15 protein-coding genes and 1 pseudogene are annotated in these 13,852 nt (G+C 71.9%); 12 read left to right on the top strand and 4 right to left on the bottom strand.

What is annotated here, in order from left to right; genetic code table 11:
• The first annotated feature begins 111 nt into the window (after positions 1-111).
• Entirely contained in the window at positions 112-942 is an 831-nt protein-coding gene (locus ABT381_RS21345; RefSeq protein WP_351596536.1) for an inositol monophosphatase family protein, read from the top strand.
• Positions 943-1,077: 135 nt separating this feature from the next.
• On the opposite strand, the gene ABT381_RS21350 is transcribed toward ABT381_RS21345, so the two are convergent.
• Positions 1,078-1,251: a hypothetical protein gene (locus tag ABT381_RS21350; protein ID WP_351596539.1), complete on the bottom strand. Its 174-nt coding sequence runs from the start codon at positions 1,249-1,251 to the stop codon at positions 1,078-1,080.
• Between the two features lie 352 nt (positions 1,252-1,603).
• Between ABT381_RS21350 and ABT381_RS21355 the strand changes: the two genes are divergently transcribed.
• The 4 genes and pseudogenes from ABT381_RS21355 to ABT381_RS21370 form a co-directional block, all read left to right on the top strand.
• Entirely contained in the window at positions 1,604-2,257 is a 654-nt protein-coding gene (locus tag ABT381_RS21355) for a response regulator transcription factor (RefSeq protein ID WP_223735500.1), read from the top strand.
• A 5-nt stretch (positions 2,258-2,262) separates the two neighbouring features.
• A complete protein-coding gene (locus ABT381_RS21360; RefSeq protein ID WP_351596543.1) occupies positions 2,263-3,510 on the top strand; it encodes a sensor histidine kinase in 1,248 nt (415 codons plus the stop codon).
• Between the two features lie 440 nt (positions 3,511-3,950).
• On the top strand, positions 3,951-4,253 hold the full coding sequence (locus tag ABT381_RS21365; RefSeq protein WP_003982531.1) for a DUF4193 domain-containing protein: 303 nt from the start codon (positions 3,951-3,953) through the stop codon (positions 4,251-4,253).
• Between the two features lie 114 nt (positions 4,254-4,367).
• Positions 4,368-5,165 (top strand): annotated as a pseudogene (locus tag ABT381_RS21370) (hypothetical protein); the annotation flags it as partial.
• 88 nt (positions 5,166-5,253) lie between these two features.
• Here the strand turns inward: ABT381_RS21370 and ABT381_RS21375 are convergent.
• Positions 5,254-5,697, bottom strand: a complete 444-nt coding sequence (locus ABT381_RS21375) for a DUF3093 domain-containing protein (RefSeq protein WP_351596547.1) — start codon at positions 5,695-5,697, stop codon at positions 5,254-5,256.
• 58 nt (positions 5,698-5,755) lie between these two features.
• On the opposite strand from ABT381_RS21375, the gene ABT381_RS21380 reads away from it, so the two are divergent.
• The 7 genes from ABT381_RS21380 to ABT381_RS21410 all read left to right on the top strand — a co-directional run bounded on the left by ABT381_RS21380 (position 5,756) and on the right by ABT381_RS21410 (position 12,393).
• Positions 5,756-6,358, top strand: coding sequence for a PaaI family thioesterase (locus ABT381_RS21380; protein WP_351596550.1), 603 nt, complete (start codon positions 5,756-5,758; stop codon positions 6,356-6,358).
• Complete coding sequence (gene dut / locus ABT381_RS21385; protein ID WP_351596553.1) at positions 6,355-6,885, top strand: dUTP diphosphatase; 531 nt, start codon at positions 6,355-6,357, stop codon at positions 6,883-6,885. Before ABT381_RS21380 ends, dut begins: the two co-directional genes overlap by 4 nt.
• A gap of 1 nt (position 6,886) precedes the next feature.
• Entirely contained in the window at positions 6,887-7,654 is a 768-nt protein-coding gene (locus ABT381_RS21390) for a DUF3710 domain-containing protein (RefSeq protein ID WP_351596555.1), read from the top strand.
• Positions 7,655-7,872: 218 nt separating this feature from the next.
• Positions 7,873-10,419 carry an ATP-binding protein gene (locus ABT381_RS21395; RefSeq protein WP_351596558.1) on the top strand — a complete coding sequence of 849 codons (2,547 nt, stop codon included), beginning with the start codon at positions 7,873-7,875 and terminating at the stop codon, positions 10,417-10,419.
• A 64-nt stretch (positions 10,420-10,483) separates the two neighbouring features.
• Positions 10,484-11,167: a response regulator gene (locus ABT381_RS21400; protein WP_351596561.1), complete on the top strand. Its 684-nt coding sequence runs from the start codon at positions 10,484-10,486 to the stop codon at positions 11,165-11,167.
• 89 nt (positions 11,168-11,256) lie between these two features.
• Positions 11,257-11,655 (top strand): OB-fold nucleic acid binding domain-containing protein, encoded by a 399-nt coding sequence (locus ABT381_RS21405; RefSeq protein WP_110944724.1) that lies wholly within the window; start codon positions 11,257-11,259, stop codon positions 11,653-11,655.
• Between the two features lie 3 nt (positions 11,656-11,658).
• Complete coding sequence (locus tag ABT381_RS21410; protein ID WP_351596564.1) at positions 11,659-12,393, top strand: DUF3159 domain-containing protein; 735 nt, start codon at positions 11,659-11,661, stop codon at positions 12,391-12,393.
• Between the two features lie 77 nt (positions 12,394-12,470).
• Here ABT381_RS21410 and ABT381_RS21415 read toward each other — a convergent pair whose 3' ends face one another.
• Both ABT381_RS21415 and ABT381_RS21420 read right to left on the bottom strand, forming a co-directional pair.
• Entirely contained in the window at positions 12,471-13,139 is a 669-nt protein-coding gene (locus ABT381_RS21415; RefSeq protein ID WP_351596567.1) for a potassium channel family protein, read from the bottom strand.
• Positions 13,136-13,804 carry a potassium channel family protein gene (locus ABT381_RS21420; RefSeq protein ID WP_351596569.1) on the bottom strand — a complete coding sequence of 223 codons (669 nt, stop codon included), beginning with the start codon at positions 13,802-13,804 and terminating at the stop codon, positions 13,136-13,138. Before ABT381_RS21420 ends, ABT381_RS21415 begins: the two co-directional genes overlap by 4 nt.
• Between the last annotated feature and the right edge of the window lie 48 nt (positions 13,805-13,852).

The following is a 13,852-nucleotide window of genomic DNA, read 5'->3' on the forward strand; positions in this document are numbered from 1 at the left end:
GCCTGAGAGGCCCGTGCCGGGCTGCCCGAGGGCGTGCGGCCCGGCTGCCCGGCACCGCGGCGACCGCCCCGCGGCGGCCCGCGAGCACTTCCCGTACGAACAAGGAGCACCGTGTCCGATCCCCTGAAGGACGCCCCGCTGCACAGCGGTGAACTGAAGGACGAACTTCTCGCGCTGGCCCTGGAGGCCGCCCGCCGGGCCGGTGAGCTGCTGCGCGACGGCCGCCCCGCCGATCTCGGCGTGGCCGCGACGAAGTCCAGCCCCATCGACGTCGTCACCGAGATGGACATCGCCTCCGAGAAGCTGATCACCGGCTTCCTCTCCGAGCGCCGCCCCGAGGACGGCTTCCTCGGCGAGGAGGGCGCCAGCTCCGAGGGCTCCAGCGGGGTGCGCTGGGTGATCGACCCGATCGACGGCACCGTCAACTACCTCTACGGTCTGCCCTCTTGGGCCGTGTCCATCGCCGCCCAGAAGGACGGCGAGACCATCGTCGGGGTGGTCGCGGCACCGATGCGCGGCGAGACCAGCCACGCCGTCCTCGGCGGCGGCGCCTTCCTGAACAACGCGCCGGTCCGGGTGCGCCCCGCGCCGCCGCTCTCCCAGGCCCTGGTCGGCACCGGCTTCGGGTACGTCGCCGAGCGGCGCGCCGCGCAGGCGGCGGTGCTGGGCTCGCTGCTCCCGCAGGTGCGCGACATCCGGCGGGGCGGATCGGCCGCGATCGACCTGTGCGACGTGGCCTGCGGCCGGCTGGACGCCTACTACGAGCGCGGGCTGAACCCCTGGGACTTCGCGGCGGGCGAGCTGATCGCCCGCGAGGCCGGCGCGCGCACCGCGGGCCGGCCCGGCGAGCCGGTGTCCCAGGAGCTGACCGTGGCCGGGTCCCCGGCCGTCTTCGAGGCGCTGCAGCCCCTCCTGGAGGATCTGGGCGCCTGGCACGACTGATCGGCCCGATCGGACCCAGGAGGTCCCCGGAGCCGCGCACACCGCCGTACAGCCCGTGTACGCCTCCGGATACGACAAAGCGCCCCGGCACCGTCCCCTCGGTGCCGGGGCGCCCTTCGTCGCGGGCGTATGGGATCAGACGCTGGCCGCGCCGACCTCCACACCGTGCTCGGAGGCCAGTCGCTGGAGGTCTTCCAGCTCGGCCTGCTCGACATCGGCGAGGAAGTCGTCGCCCGTTTCGCGGGCCCGGTCCAGGTCGGCTTCGGTGGTCTTTATGCGCTGCAGAATGCCTGCGGTGAAAGCGTCCATGGTGCGCCCCCTCGTCGTGGGTCGGTGGCACGGGGGTGTGCCGACGGGTGTGGGCCCCTCGTCCACGGGGGTGTGGCAGAGGGAGATCACGGCGTGGTCCCTGTGGGCTGCCGGCCGGTCACGGTACGGCGTCGTGCAGGGCGTGATCGCGAGTGTGCAATCGTCCTCCCCATGCGGAACCTCACGGAAACCTCAGGCGGGCGGTGAATCCTGCCGATCGGGTGCCCGCGTCCCCGCCCATCGGAGGCCGCACCTGCTCTTACAGCCGGTTTACGGCTCTTCGGGGCAGGATGGATGTGCTCGAAATTTGTGTGTGCCCTGTTCGACGGGGCCGTGAGGAAGGACTAGCGACGTGCGTGTACTCGTCGTCGAGGACGAGCAGCTGCTCGCCGATGCGGTGGCCACCGGGCTGCGCCGGGAGGCCATGGCGGTCGACGTGGTGTACGACGGCGCGGCCGCGCTGGAGCGCATCGCGGTCAACGACTACGACGTCGTCGTGCTGGACCGCGACCTCCCGCTGGTCCACGGCGACGACGTCTGCCGCAGGATCGTCGAACTGGGGATGCCCACCCGCGTACTGATGCTGACCGCCTCCGGCGACGTCAGCGACCGCGTCGAGGGCCTGGAGATCGGCGCCGACGACTATCTCCCCAAGCCGTTCGCTTTCACCGAGCTGACGGCCCGCGTACGGGCCCTGGGCCGCCGTACGACCGTGGCCCTGCCGCCCGTCCTGGAGCGGGCCGGCATCAAGCTCGACCCGAACCGCCGTGAGGTCTTCCGGGACGGCAAGGAGGTCCAGCTCGCGCCCAAGGAGTTCGCGGTGCTGGAGGTCCTGATGCGCAGCGAGGGCACGGTCGTCTCGGCCGAGCAGCTGCTGGAGAAGGCGTGGGACGAGAACACCGACCCGTTCACGAACGTGGTCCGGGTGACCGTCATGACGCTGCGCCGCAAGCTCGGTGAGCCCGCGGTGATCGTGACCGTGCCGGGCTCCGGTTACCGGATCTGACGAGCATGGCCACGACGCCCGCGGCCCCCCAGTCGCCGCCCGCCCCGCCCAAGCCCACCTGGGACCCGAAACCGCCGGTCCGCCCGTTCCCCTGGCTGCGCCCGACCATCCGGATACGGCTCACGCTGCTGTACGGGGGCATGTTCCTGATGGCCGGCATCGTGCTGCTCGCGATCATCTACATGCTGGCCGCGAACGCGCTGCAGGACGGCAACCAGCTGCCGTTCAAGATCATCGGTTCGGACTTCCGGATCGTCACCGACCGCTGCCCCCAAGCGGCCACCAACAACGTCGACCAGCTGAACTCCGCCATCAACACCTGCATCTCGCAGCAGCGCGCGGTGGCCCTGAACAACCTCCTGAACCGCTCCCTGATGGCGCTGGTCGGCCTGACCATCGTCGCGTTCGCCTTCGGGTACGCGATGGCGGGCCGCGTCCTGTCGCCGCTCGGCCGCATCACGCGGACCGCGCAGCGGGTGGCCGGCTCCGACCTGCACCGGCGGATCGAGCTGGGCGGCCCGGACGACGAGCTGAAGGAGCTCGCCGACACGTTCGACGAGATGCTCGACCGGCTGGACCGCGCGTTCGAGTCGCAGCGGCGCTTCGTGGCGAACGCCTCGCACGAGCTGCGGACGCCGCTGGCGATCAACCGCACGCTCCTGGAGGTGCAGCTCGCCGACCCGGAGGCGTCGCCGGAGCTGGCCCAGTTGGGCAAGACCCTGCTGGCCACCAATGAGCGCAGCGAACAGCTCGTCGAGGGCCTGCTGCTGCTCGCCCGCAGCGAGAACAAGATCGTGGACCGGAAGCCGGTCGACCTCTCCGAGGTCGCCTCGCAGGCCATCGAACAGGCCCGCGGCGAGGCCCAGAACAAGGGCGTGGAGCTGCGCGGCGTACGCAAGCAGGTCTTCGTGCAGGGCAGCGGCGTTCTCCTGGAGCGCATCGCGCTGAACCTCGTACAGAACGCCGTGCGGTACAACGTCCCGGACGGCGGGTTCGTGGAGGTGACCACAGAGGCGCAGCCCGGGTGGGCCGTGCTGGTGGTCTCCAATACGGGCCCGGTGGTCCCCGCCTATGAGGTGGAGAACATCTTCGAGCCCTTCAGACGGCTGCGTACGGAGCGCACGGGCAGCGACAAGGGCGTGGGGCTCGGCCTGTCCATCGTGCGCTCCGTGGTCCGGGCGCACGACGGCACGATCACCGCGGTGCCGCGTGAGGGCGGAGGCCTGGACATGCGCGTGGTGCTCCCGGTGTGAGTGTTCCGGCCAGGGCACCCCGCGGGTCCGGCTTGACGCGGTGGCGGGTGTCCGGTCATCCTTCGCCCCGAGTTCGCTTTGCGCGGAATTCGACCGGTCCGTTCGTTGGCCCGGACGTGTGTGATCGCTCACAGGCGCGAATTCCGGGCCATCTACTCTCCGTGATCGCAAAGACCCTCGGAAGGCCGGGAAAATCCGGGTTTCCCGGGGGTCCGATCACGGGAAGTACACGGGATGGCAAGCGCGAGGTGCGACTTTAGGACCGTGTACGGTCCTATCGCCATCCAAACCGATCACCTCATCAGGGGTGCGGTTGGGTGTCGATTGAGTAACAGACCTTGATGTGAGGCAAAATCTCCGCCTCAGGTCGGGCACAAGTCCGGCCTCTCACGCGTTACGAGCGCTGAGACACCGCAGACACCCAGAGGGGGAGAGCGACCATGGCTACGGATTACGACACACCACGCAAGACCGATGACGACCTCAACGAGGACAGCATCGAAGAGCTGAAGTCGCGGCGGAACGACAAGTCCGCCTCGGCCGTCGACGTCGACGAGTTCGAGCAGGCCGAGGGCCTGGAACTGCCCGGCGCCGACCTGTCCAACGAAGAGCTCGCCGTGCGGGTCCTGCCCAAGCAGCAGGACGAGTTCACGTGCATGAGCTGCTTCCTGGTCCACCACCGCAGCCAGCTGGCGGCGGAGGACAAGAACGGCCAGCCCATCTGCCGCGACTGCGCGGCCTGAGGGCGGGCCGAGGCCGTGGCGCACGCGCCGCACCCGGCCGGGAAGCCGACGGCTTCCCGGGCAGGCGTCGCACCGAGCCACGGTCGCCGGGACGACAGCGTGAGGTGAAGCTCAGTGAGACCGTTCCGTAGAGGCAAGCAGGGCGAGACCGGTCCGGCGGCCGGCGCACGAACACGCGAGGAAACCGCGCCCGTGCCCGCCGACCAGGCCGCCCTCCCCGCGGAGCGGCACACCGAAGCGCTGAGGGAGCGTGGCCGCGCGGCCACGCTCGCGGCCAGAGTGGGCGACGGCGCGCGCAAAGGCGGTGCCGGAGCGCGGTCGGGACTTTCCTGGACCGCCGACCGGATCATCGAGATCGCCCCGCGGATCCCGGTCCGCGACCTGGCCACGCTGCGCCGACAGTTTCCCGGGCTGACCCCCGAGCAGCTGGCGGACAAGCTCGTCGCCGGAGCGACGAAGGGCACCGCCACCGTCGGTGCGGGAGTGGGCGCGGCGGCCATGATGCCGGTGCCGCCCGCGATGCCGGCCGAGCTGGCCGCCGAGGTCGTCGGCGTCGCCTCGGTCGAGATCAAGCTCATCGCCGAGCTGCACGAGGTGTACGGCGTGCGTCCGCAGGGCGCTCTCCGGGCCCGCGGCCTGGCCTACGTCCAGTCCTGGACGCAGGAGCGCGGCGTGGACGTCGCGAAGCCCGCCTCGCTGAATCTCGCGCTCGGCGGCCAGATGAAGCGCGAGCTGCGCCAGCAGATCATGAAGCGCATGATGCGCAACCTGCCGAGCATGACGCCGTTCATGATCGGCGCCGCGGTCGGCGCGTTCATGAACCGCCGGGACACCGCCAGGCTGGCAGCCAAGATCCGGCAGGATCTGCGCCGCCGCCAGGTCCCCTGGGACGCGCTCCCGGACCCGGCCCCGGCCCCCGTGCGCAAGCGGCTCACGGGGCCGCGCCAGACCCGGCCTCCCCGGCCGCCACAAGCCCGACCGGGACGCCTGACCCGCCGCGTCAGGCGCGGATCGCCGCCAGCGCCGCCGACAGCTCCTCCGGATGCCGCGTCGACAGGTACACGTACGGCGTCGGGTCCGCCGGATCGGCCACCTCGACCCGCACCGCCGTGGGGATGTAGCTGCGCATCAGCATGAACGCGCGGGTGTCGGCCTTGTACGTGCGCCAGGCCCGGGCCTCCTCCGCGTCCAGCACGTGCGCCTCGCCCAGCGCCGCGGCCGGGATCTTCGCGTCGCCCGCGATCAGCGACCCGGCGACGATCCGGATGCGCGCGGAGCCGTACGAACTCACCAGTACCGCGGACAGGGCCGCGCCGCCGACCAGCCCGCCCAGCATCGGCAGCGTCCCGAGCGGCAGCAGCATCAGGGCGCAGGCGATGCCGACGGCGGCGGCGATCACCCACCACGAACGGGGGGCGGTGAGACGTTCTTCGTACGACTGCATGGGTCCAGCTTGGCACGTGCGCGCGCGTGCTCCGCGCGCGCGGGTAGGGTCTCCACCTGTGAGTGGAGCCAGACCGCAGACGAAACAGACGACCCAGCTGACGCCGCCGGCGGACGCCACCGCGCCGGTGCGGCACCCCGACGCCCCCGCGCCCGGTGAGCTGCTCGGCGCGCACTACGACCGATGTTTCGGATGCGGCGGGGAGCAGCCGCACGGCCTGCACCTGGCCGCGCGGGCCGGCGAGGGCGTGCGCGTCAGCGCGGAGTTCACCGTCAAGGAGGCCCACCAGGGCGCGCCGGGCCTGGCTCACGGCGGCGTGCTGGCCACGGCCCTGGACGAGACGCTCGGCTCGCTCAACTGGCTGCTGCAGGCGATCGCGGTGACCGGGCGGCTGGAGACCGACTTCCTGCGCCCCGTGCCGGTCGGCACGGTCCTGCACCTGGACGCCGAGGTCACCGCGGTGCACCGGCGGAAGATCTACTCCCGCGCCGAGGGCCGGATCGGCGGCCCGGACGGCCCGGTGGCGGTCCGCGCCGAAGCGGTCTTCATCGAGGTGAAGGTCGAGCACTTCATCGACAACGGCCGGCCCGAGGAGATCCAGGCCGCGATGGCCGACCCGGACCAGCTGCGCCGCGCCCGCGCTTTCGAGGTGAACCCATGACACAGCAGGCACAGCAGGGACGGACTCCGGTGGACGTGCAGATCCGGCGGGTGGATCCGGAGGTTCCGCTGCCCGCATACGGGCACCCGGGCGACGCCGGGGCCGACCTCGTCACCACCGAGGCGGCCGAACTGGCCCCGGGGGAGCGCACGGTGCTCCCCACGGGGGTGGCCATCGCGCTGCCCGAGGGGTACGCCGCGTTCGTGCACCCGCGGTCGGGCCTTGCGGCCCGCTGCGGTGTGGCGCTCGTGAATGCCCCGGGGACGGTGGATGCCGGGTACCGTGGGGAGATCAAGGTGATCGTGGTCAATCTGGATCCGCGCGAGTCCGTGCGTTTCGAGAGGTTCGACCGGATCGCCCAACTGGTCGTCCAGCAGGTCGAGAAGGTGCGCTTCCAGGAGGTGGCGGAGCTTCCCGGCTCGGCGCGGGCCGAAGGGGGATTCGGGTCCACCGGCGGTCACGCGGCGGTGGGCGGCGCGGGCGGGAATGGATACGCATCGGTCGGTGCCGACCGGGAAGGACAGTGACGTGTTCGGACGTCGCAAGAAGAACGAGGCTCCTGACGACGCGGTCGAGGCGGTCGATCCTGCCGAGGAGGCGACGTCGTCGGACCGGTCCGACGCGGACGACGAGGGCTACGGCGTGAGCCTCCCGCCGGCCCCGCGCCCCGACGGCCCCTGGGACGACTCCGAGGTGGGCAATCCGGGCGAGGGCCGGGTGGACCTGGGCGGCCTGTTCGTACCGGGCGTCGAGGGCATGGAGCTGCGGGTGGAGGTCGCCGGTGACGCGATCGTCGCCGCGACCATCGTGCTGCAGGACAGCGCCGTGCAGCTGCAGGCGTTCGCCGCGCCCAAGAACGAGGGCATCTGGGGCGAGGTCCGCGAGGAGATCGCCTCCGGCATCACCCAGCAGGGCGGCGTCATCGACACGGTCGACGGCCCGCTGGGCTGGGAGCTGCGCGCCCAGGTGCCGGTGCAGCTGCCGGACGGGACGAACGGCGTGCAGGTCGTGCGGTTCGTCGGCGTGGACGGCCCGCGCTGGTTCCTGCGCGGCGTGATCTCCGGCCAGGGCGCGGTGCAGCCGCAGGCCGCCGGGCTGCTGGAGCAGATCTTCCGGGACACGGTCGTGGTCCGCGGCGAGGGCCCGATGGCGCCCCGCGACCCGATCGTCCTCAAGCTCCCCGACGACGCGCAGATGGTGCCCGAGGGCGTCCAGCAGGACGACGCCTCGCAGTCCCGCTTCGGCGGCGGCGTGGAGCGCCTGGAGCGCGGCCCGGAGATCACCGAGATCCGCTGAGCCGACGGCCGCCCCGGTGGCGGCATGCGTACGGGCCGTGCCCTCCCGGGCGCGGCCCGTCGGCGTTCCCAGGGCGCGGCCCGTCGGCGTTCCCGTCAGGGTCCCGTCAAGACCGGCCCCCGAGGCCCCCTGCGCGGCGTTCAACCCGCTCCCGCTCGGTTAATGTCGGCAGCGGAACGGCCCCACGGGGAGCGGCTCGCAGGTAAGACAATGAGGCCATGGGACGCGGCAAGCTTCGCATCTATCTCGGCGCGGCGCCGGGTGTCGGCAAGACGTACTCGATGCTCTCCGAGGCGCACCGGCGCCTGGAGCGCGGCACGGACGTCGTCGTCGCGTTCGTGGAGCACCACGACCGGCCGCGTACGGAAGTACTGCTGCACGGCCTGGAGGAGCTGGGGCGCCGGGAGCTGAGCCATCGGGGCACGGCGTTCACCGAGATGGACGTGGACGCGGTACTGGCCCGCCGGCCCGCCGTCGCGCTGGTCGACGAGCTGGCGCACACCAACGTCCCCGGCTCCCGGAACGCCAAGCGCTGGCAGGACGTCGAAGAGCTGCTCGAAGCGGGCATCGACGTGGTGTCCACCGTCAACATCCAGCACCTGGAGTCACTCGGTGACGTGGTGGAGTCGATAACGGGCGTACGGCAGCGCGAGACCGTCCCCGACGAGGTGGTCCGCCGCGCCGACCAGATCGAGCTGGTCGACATGTCGCCACAGGCGCTGCGCCGCCGCATGGCGCACGGCAACGTCTACGCCTCCGACAAGGTCGACGCCGCGCTGTCGAACTACTTCCGCCCCGGCAACCTCACCGCCCTCCGCGAGCTGGCGCTGCTGTGGGTGGCCGACCGGGTGGACGAGTACCTCCAGCAGTACCGCGCCGAGCACTCCATCCGCTCCACCTGGCAGGCCCGCGAGCGCATCGTCGTCGGCCTCACCGGCGGCCCCGAGGGCAAGACGCTGCTGCGTCGTGCAGCGCGGATGGCCGCCAAGGGCTCCGGCAGCGAGGTACTGGCCGTCTACATCGCGCGCAGCGACGGGCTCACCGGCGCCTCGCCCAAGGAGCTGGCCGTCCAGCGGACCCTGGTCGAGGACCTGGGCGGCAGCTTCCACCACGTCATCGGCGACGACGTGCCCAGCGCCCTGCTGGAGTTCGCGCGCGGCGTCAACGCCACCCAGATCGTGCTGGGGTCGAGTCGCCGGAAGGCTTGGCAGTACGTCTTCGGCCCGGGAGTCGGCGCGACCGTCGCCCGCGACTCGGGGCCCGACCTGGACGTCCACATCGTCACCCACGACGAGGTCGCCAAGGGGCGCGGCCTGCCGGTCGCGCGCGGCGCCCGGCTCAGCCGCTCCCGCGTGCTGGCCGGCTGGCTCACCGGCGTGCTCGGCCCCGTACTGCTCACGCTGCTGCTGTACAACATGGAGAGCGGCCCGGGGCTCGCCAACGACGTGCTGCTCTTCCTGTTCCTGACCGTGGCGGCCGCGCTGCTCGGCGGGCTGCTGGCGGCGCTCGCCTCGGCGGCCGTCGGCTCGGTCCTGCTGAACTTCTACTTCACGCCGCCCACCCACAGCATCACCATCGCCGACCCCCAGAACATCGTCGCCATCGCGATCTTCTTCGCGGTCGGGGTGGCCGTCGCCTCCGTGGTGGACCTGGCGGCCCGCCGTACGCACCAGGCCGCCCGGCTGCGCGCCGAGGCGGAGATCCTGTCGTTCCTGGCCGGCAGCGTGCTGCGCGGGGAGACCACACTCAACGCGCTGCTCGAACGCGTGCGCGAGACCTTCGCCATGGATGCCGTCGCCCTCCTCGAACGCGAGAGCGACGTCGAGCCGTGGACCTGCGCGGGCAGCGTCGGCGAGGCCACGGCCCCGCGCCGCCCCGAGGACGCGGACGTGGACATGCCCGTCAGCGACCACATGGCCCTCGCGCTCACCGGCCGCAAGCTGCCCGCCGAGGACCGCCGCGTGCTCGCCGCCTTCGCCGCCCAGGCCGCCGTCGTACTGGACCGCCAGCGGCTGGTCGGCGAGGCCGAGCGGGCCCGCGAGCTGGCCGAGGGCAACCGCATCCGTACCGCCCTGCTCGCCGCCGTCAGCCACGACCTGCGCACCCCCCTCGCCGGCATCAAGGCCGCCGTCACCTCGCTCCGCTCCGACGACGTGGCCTGGTCCGAGGAGGACGAGGCCGAGCTGCTGGCCGGCATCGAGGACGGCGCCGACCGGCTGGACCACCTGGTCGGCAACCTCCTGGACATGTCCCGGCTGCAGACCGGCACGGTCACCCCGCTGATCCGCGACACCGACCTGGACGAGGTCGTGCCGATGGCGCTCGGCGGCGTCCCCGAGGGCAGCGTCTGCCTGGACATACCCGAAGAGCTGCCCATCGTGGCCGTCGACCCCGGCCTGCTGGAGCGGTGCGTCGCCAACCTCGTCGAGAACGCCGTGAAGTACAGCCCGGACGGTGCGCCCGTCACGGTCGCCGCCAGCGCGCTCGGCGAGCGCGTGGAGGTACGCGTCGTGGACCGCGGCCCCGGCGTCCCCGACGCCGCCAAGGACCGCATCTTCGAGCCGTTCCAGCGCTACGGCGACGCCCCGCGCGGCGCCGGCGTCGGCCTCGGCCTCGCGGTCTCCCGCGGCTTCGCCGAAGCCATGGGCGGCACCCTCGCCGCCGAGGACACCCCAGGAGGCGGTCTGACCATGGTCCTGACCCTGCGCGCCGCGGCCGGCCACCCGCCGGTCAGCCCCGCCCTCCCCGCCCGGGCGACGACATGAGCGCGCCCGCTCCCCGTACACCGACTGCGGCGGCCCCGTGCCGTCCGCGGGAAAGGCAGGCCCGATGAACCGGGTGCTCGTGGTCGACGACGAGCCGCAGATCGTCCGCGCCCTCGTGATCAACCTCAAGGCGCGCAAGTACGAGGTGGACGCCGCGCCCGACGGCGCCACCGCGCTCCGGCTCGCCGCCGCCCGCCACCCCGACGTCGTCGTCCTGGACCTCGGCCTGCCCGACATGGACGGCGTGGACGTGATCAGGGGCCTGCGCGGCTGGACCCGCGTACCGATCCTCGTGCTCTCCGCCCGGCAGACCTCCGACGAGAAGGTCGAGGCGCTGGACGCGGGCGCCGACGACTACGTCACCAAGCCGTTCGGCATGGACGAGCTGCTGGCCCGGCTGCGCGCCGCCGTGCGCCGCGCCGAGCCCACCGGGCCCGCCGACGCAGCCGTCCTGGTCGAGACCGACGGCTTCACCGTCGACCTGGCCGCCAAGAAGGTCAACCGCGGCGGGCGCGACGTCCGCCTCACCCCCACCGAGTGGCACCTCCTGGAGGTGCTCGTGCGCAACACGGGCCGGCTGGTCAGCCAGAAACAGCTGCTCCAGGAGGTCTGGGGCCCGTCGTACGGCACGGAATCCAACTATCTGCGGGTCTACATGGCCCAGCTGCGCCGCAAACTGGAGGCCGATCCGTCCCACCCCCGGCACTTCGTCACCGAGCCGGGCATGGGCTACCGCTTCGAACAGTGATCCGCACGCAGCGTCGGCCGGCCGCAGCGGGCCGTGTTCGGGCCCTCGGACCCGTGATCCCGGCGCGAGGCGGCCGGTACGCTGGCTCTATGAGTGCTGGGACCCGTTCCGAGAAGCCGGCCGGACGCTTCCGCCGGATGCTCGACAGGCTGTCCTCCTCCGAGGAGGAGCTGCAGTCGGCCGAGCTGCAGCAGGACGCGCAGAACGCGGGCTGTACGCGGATCTGCGACTGCGACGACCGTCAGATCGTGAAGGTCACGGGTACGCTGCGGCACGTCACGCTGCGTCCCCGGGCCGGGGTGCCGGCGCTGGAGGCCGAGCTGTTCGACGGCTCGGCGGCGCTGGACGTGGTCTGGCTCGGCCGGCGCGCCATCACCGGTATCGAGCCGGGCCGTAAGCTCATCGCCTCCGGCCGGATCTCGATGAGCCACGGACGCCGGGTGCTGTTCAATCCGAAGTACGAACTCCGACCGCTCGGACAGGAGTAGCCGGTGACGTCGTTCGAGAAGACGACCACGAGCAACGAGGAAGCGCCCGCCGCCGGGCACGGAAAGGCGGCCGCCGAGAAGGCCATTCTGGAGGCGTTCGGCGGCTTCTGGGGCATGGTGGACACGACGGTCCCCGGACTGGTCTTCGTGCTGATCTACACGATCAAGCGGGACATCCACATCGCCGCGATCGTCGCCCTGGGCCTGACCGTCCTGCTGGCGCTGGCCCGGCTCGCCCGGAGGGAAACCCTCAAGCACGCCTTCAGCGGCGTCTTCGGCGTGGCCTTCGGCGCCGTCTTCGCGATGATGTCCGGCGACGCCAAGAACTTCTACCTGCCGGGGATGCTCTACACACTGGGCCTCGCGGTCGTGTACGTGCTCTCCGCGCTCTTCAAGTACCCGCTCATCGGCGTCCTGCTCGGCCCGATCCTGCGCGAGAACCTCTCCTGGCGCACCCGCAACCCCGGCCGCTTCAAGGCGTACACCAAGTCCACCTACGCCTGGGGCGCCATCCTGCTCGCCAAGTCCGCGATCCTCTTCCCGCTGTACTGGTGGGGCGACGCCACCCAGCTCGGCTGGGTCAAGGTCGCGCTCGGCATCCCGCCGTTCCTGCTCTGCGTCTACCTCACCTGGATCTTTCTGGCGAAGGCCCCGGCCCCGATCGACGTGATCGCCGAAATGGAAGCGAAGGAAAAGGCCGAGGCCGAGGCCGGCAAATCCAGCCCGTCCGGCGTTTGAGGACGAGCAGGCCGCAGGCCGCGCGACAAGGCCCGGGACCGCAGCGGTCCCGGGCCTTGCGTACGTCGGTAAAACCCCTACTCCGGCTTCCGCACCGACAGCAGGTCCTCCAGCTGCTCCTCCCGCGCCTGCGCCGCGACGAACAGCAGCTCGTCACCGGCCTCCAGCGCGTCCTCCTTGTTGGGCGTGAGCACCCGGGTCCCGCGGATGATCGTCACCAGCGAGGTGTCCTCGGGCCACTCCACGTCGCCCACCTGGGTACCCGCCAGCGCCGCCTCCGGGGGCAGCGTCAGCTCGACGAGGTTGGCGTCGCCGTGGCTGAAGCGCAGCAGCCGTACGAGATCGCCGACGCTCACCGCCTCCTCCACCAGCGCGGACATCAGGCGCGGCGTGGAGACCGCCACGTCGACGCCCCACGCCTCGTTGAAGAGCCACTCGTTCTTGGGGTTGTTGACGCGGGCCACCACGCGCGGCACGCCGTACTCCGTCTTGGCCAGCAGCGAGACGACGAGGTTGACCTTGTCGTCGCCGGTCGCCGCGATGACGACGTTGCACCGCTGCAGCGCGGCCTCGTCCAGCGAGGTGATCTCGCAGGCGTCGGCCAGCAGCCACTCCGCCTGCGGCACCCGCTCCACGGAGATCGCCGTAGGCGCCTTGTCGATGAGCAGGACCTCATGGCCGTTTTCCAGGAGCTCGCCCGCGATGGAGCGGCCCACCGCTCCCGCGCCCGCGATCGCGACCCTCATGCGCCTGCCTCCTCGGGCCCTTCGGCGAACGCCGCCTCGACCTTCTCCACATCGTCGGTGCGCATCATCACGTGCACCAGATCGCCTTCCTGCAGGACGGTCTGCGAGGTCGGCAGTATCGCCTCACCCAGCCGGGTGAGGAAGGCCACCCGTACGCCGGTCTCCTCCTGGAGCCGGCTGACCTTGTGGCCGACCCAGGACGCGTCGGTGTGCACCTCGGCGAGCTGCACGCCGCCGCTGGGATCCCGCCACAGCGGCTCGGCGCCCGAGGGGAGCAGCCGGCGCAGCATCTGGTCCGCCGTCCAGCGGACGGTGGCCACGGTCGGGATGCCCAGGCGCTGGTAGACCTCGGCGCGGCGCGGGTCGTAGATGCGGGCCGCGACGTTCTCGACGCCGAACATCTCGCGGGCCACCCGGGCGGCGATGATGTTGGAGTTGTCGCCGCTGCTGACCGCCGCGAACGCGCCGGCCTCCTCGATCCCGGCCTCGCGCAGGGTGTCCTGGTCGAAGCCGACGCCGGTCACCCGGCGGCCCCCGAAGCCGGAGCCCAGCCGCCGGAAGGCGGTGGGGTCCTGGTCGACCACGGCGATCGTGTGGCCCTGGCTCTCCAGGGTCTGTGCGAGCGCGGATCCGACCCGCCCGCAGCCCATGATGACGATGTGCATCGTCCGCTTACCCCGCACTCCTCGTAGGCCCGCTGGCCTGCCTCAACA

The organism is Streptomyces sp. NPDC000151, assembly GCF_040301705.1.
Lineage (GTDB): Bacteria > Actinomycetota > Actinomycetes > Streptomycetales > Streptomycetaceae > Streptomyces.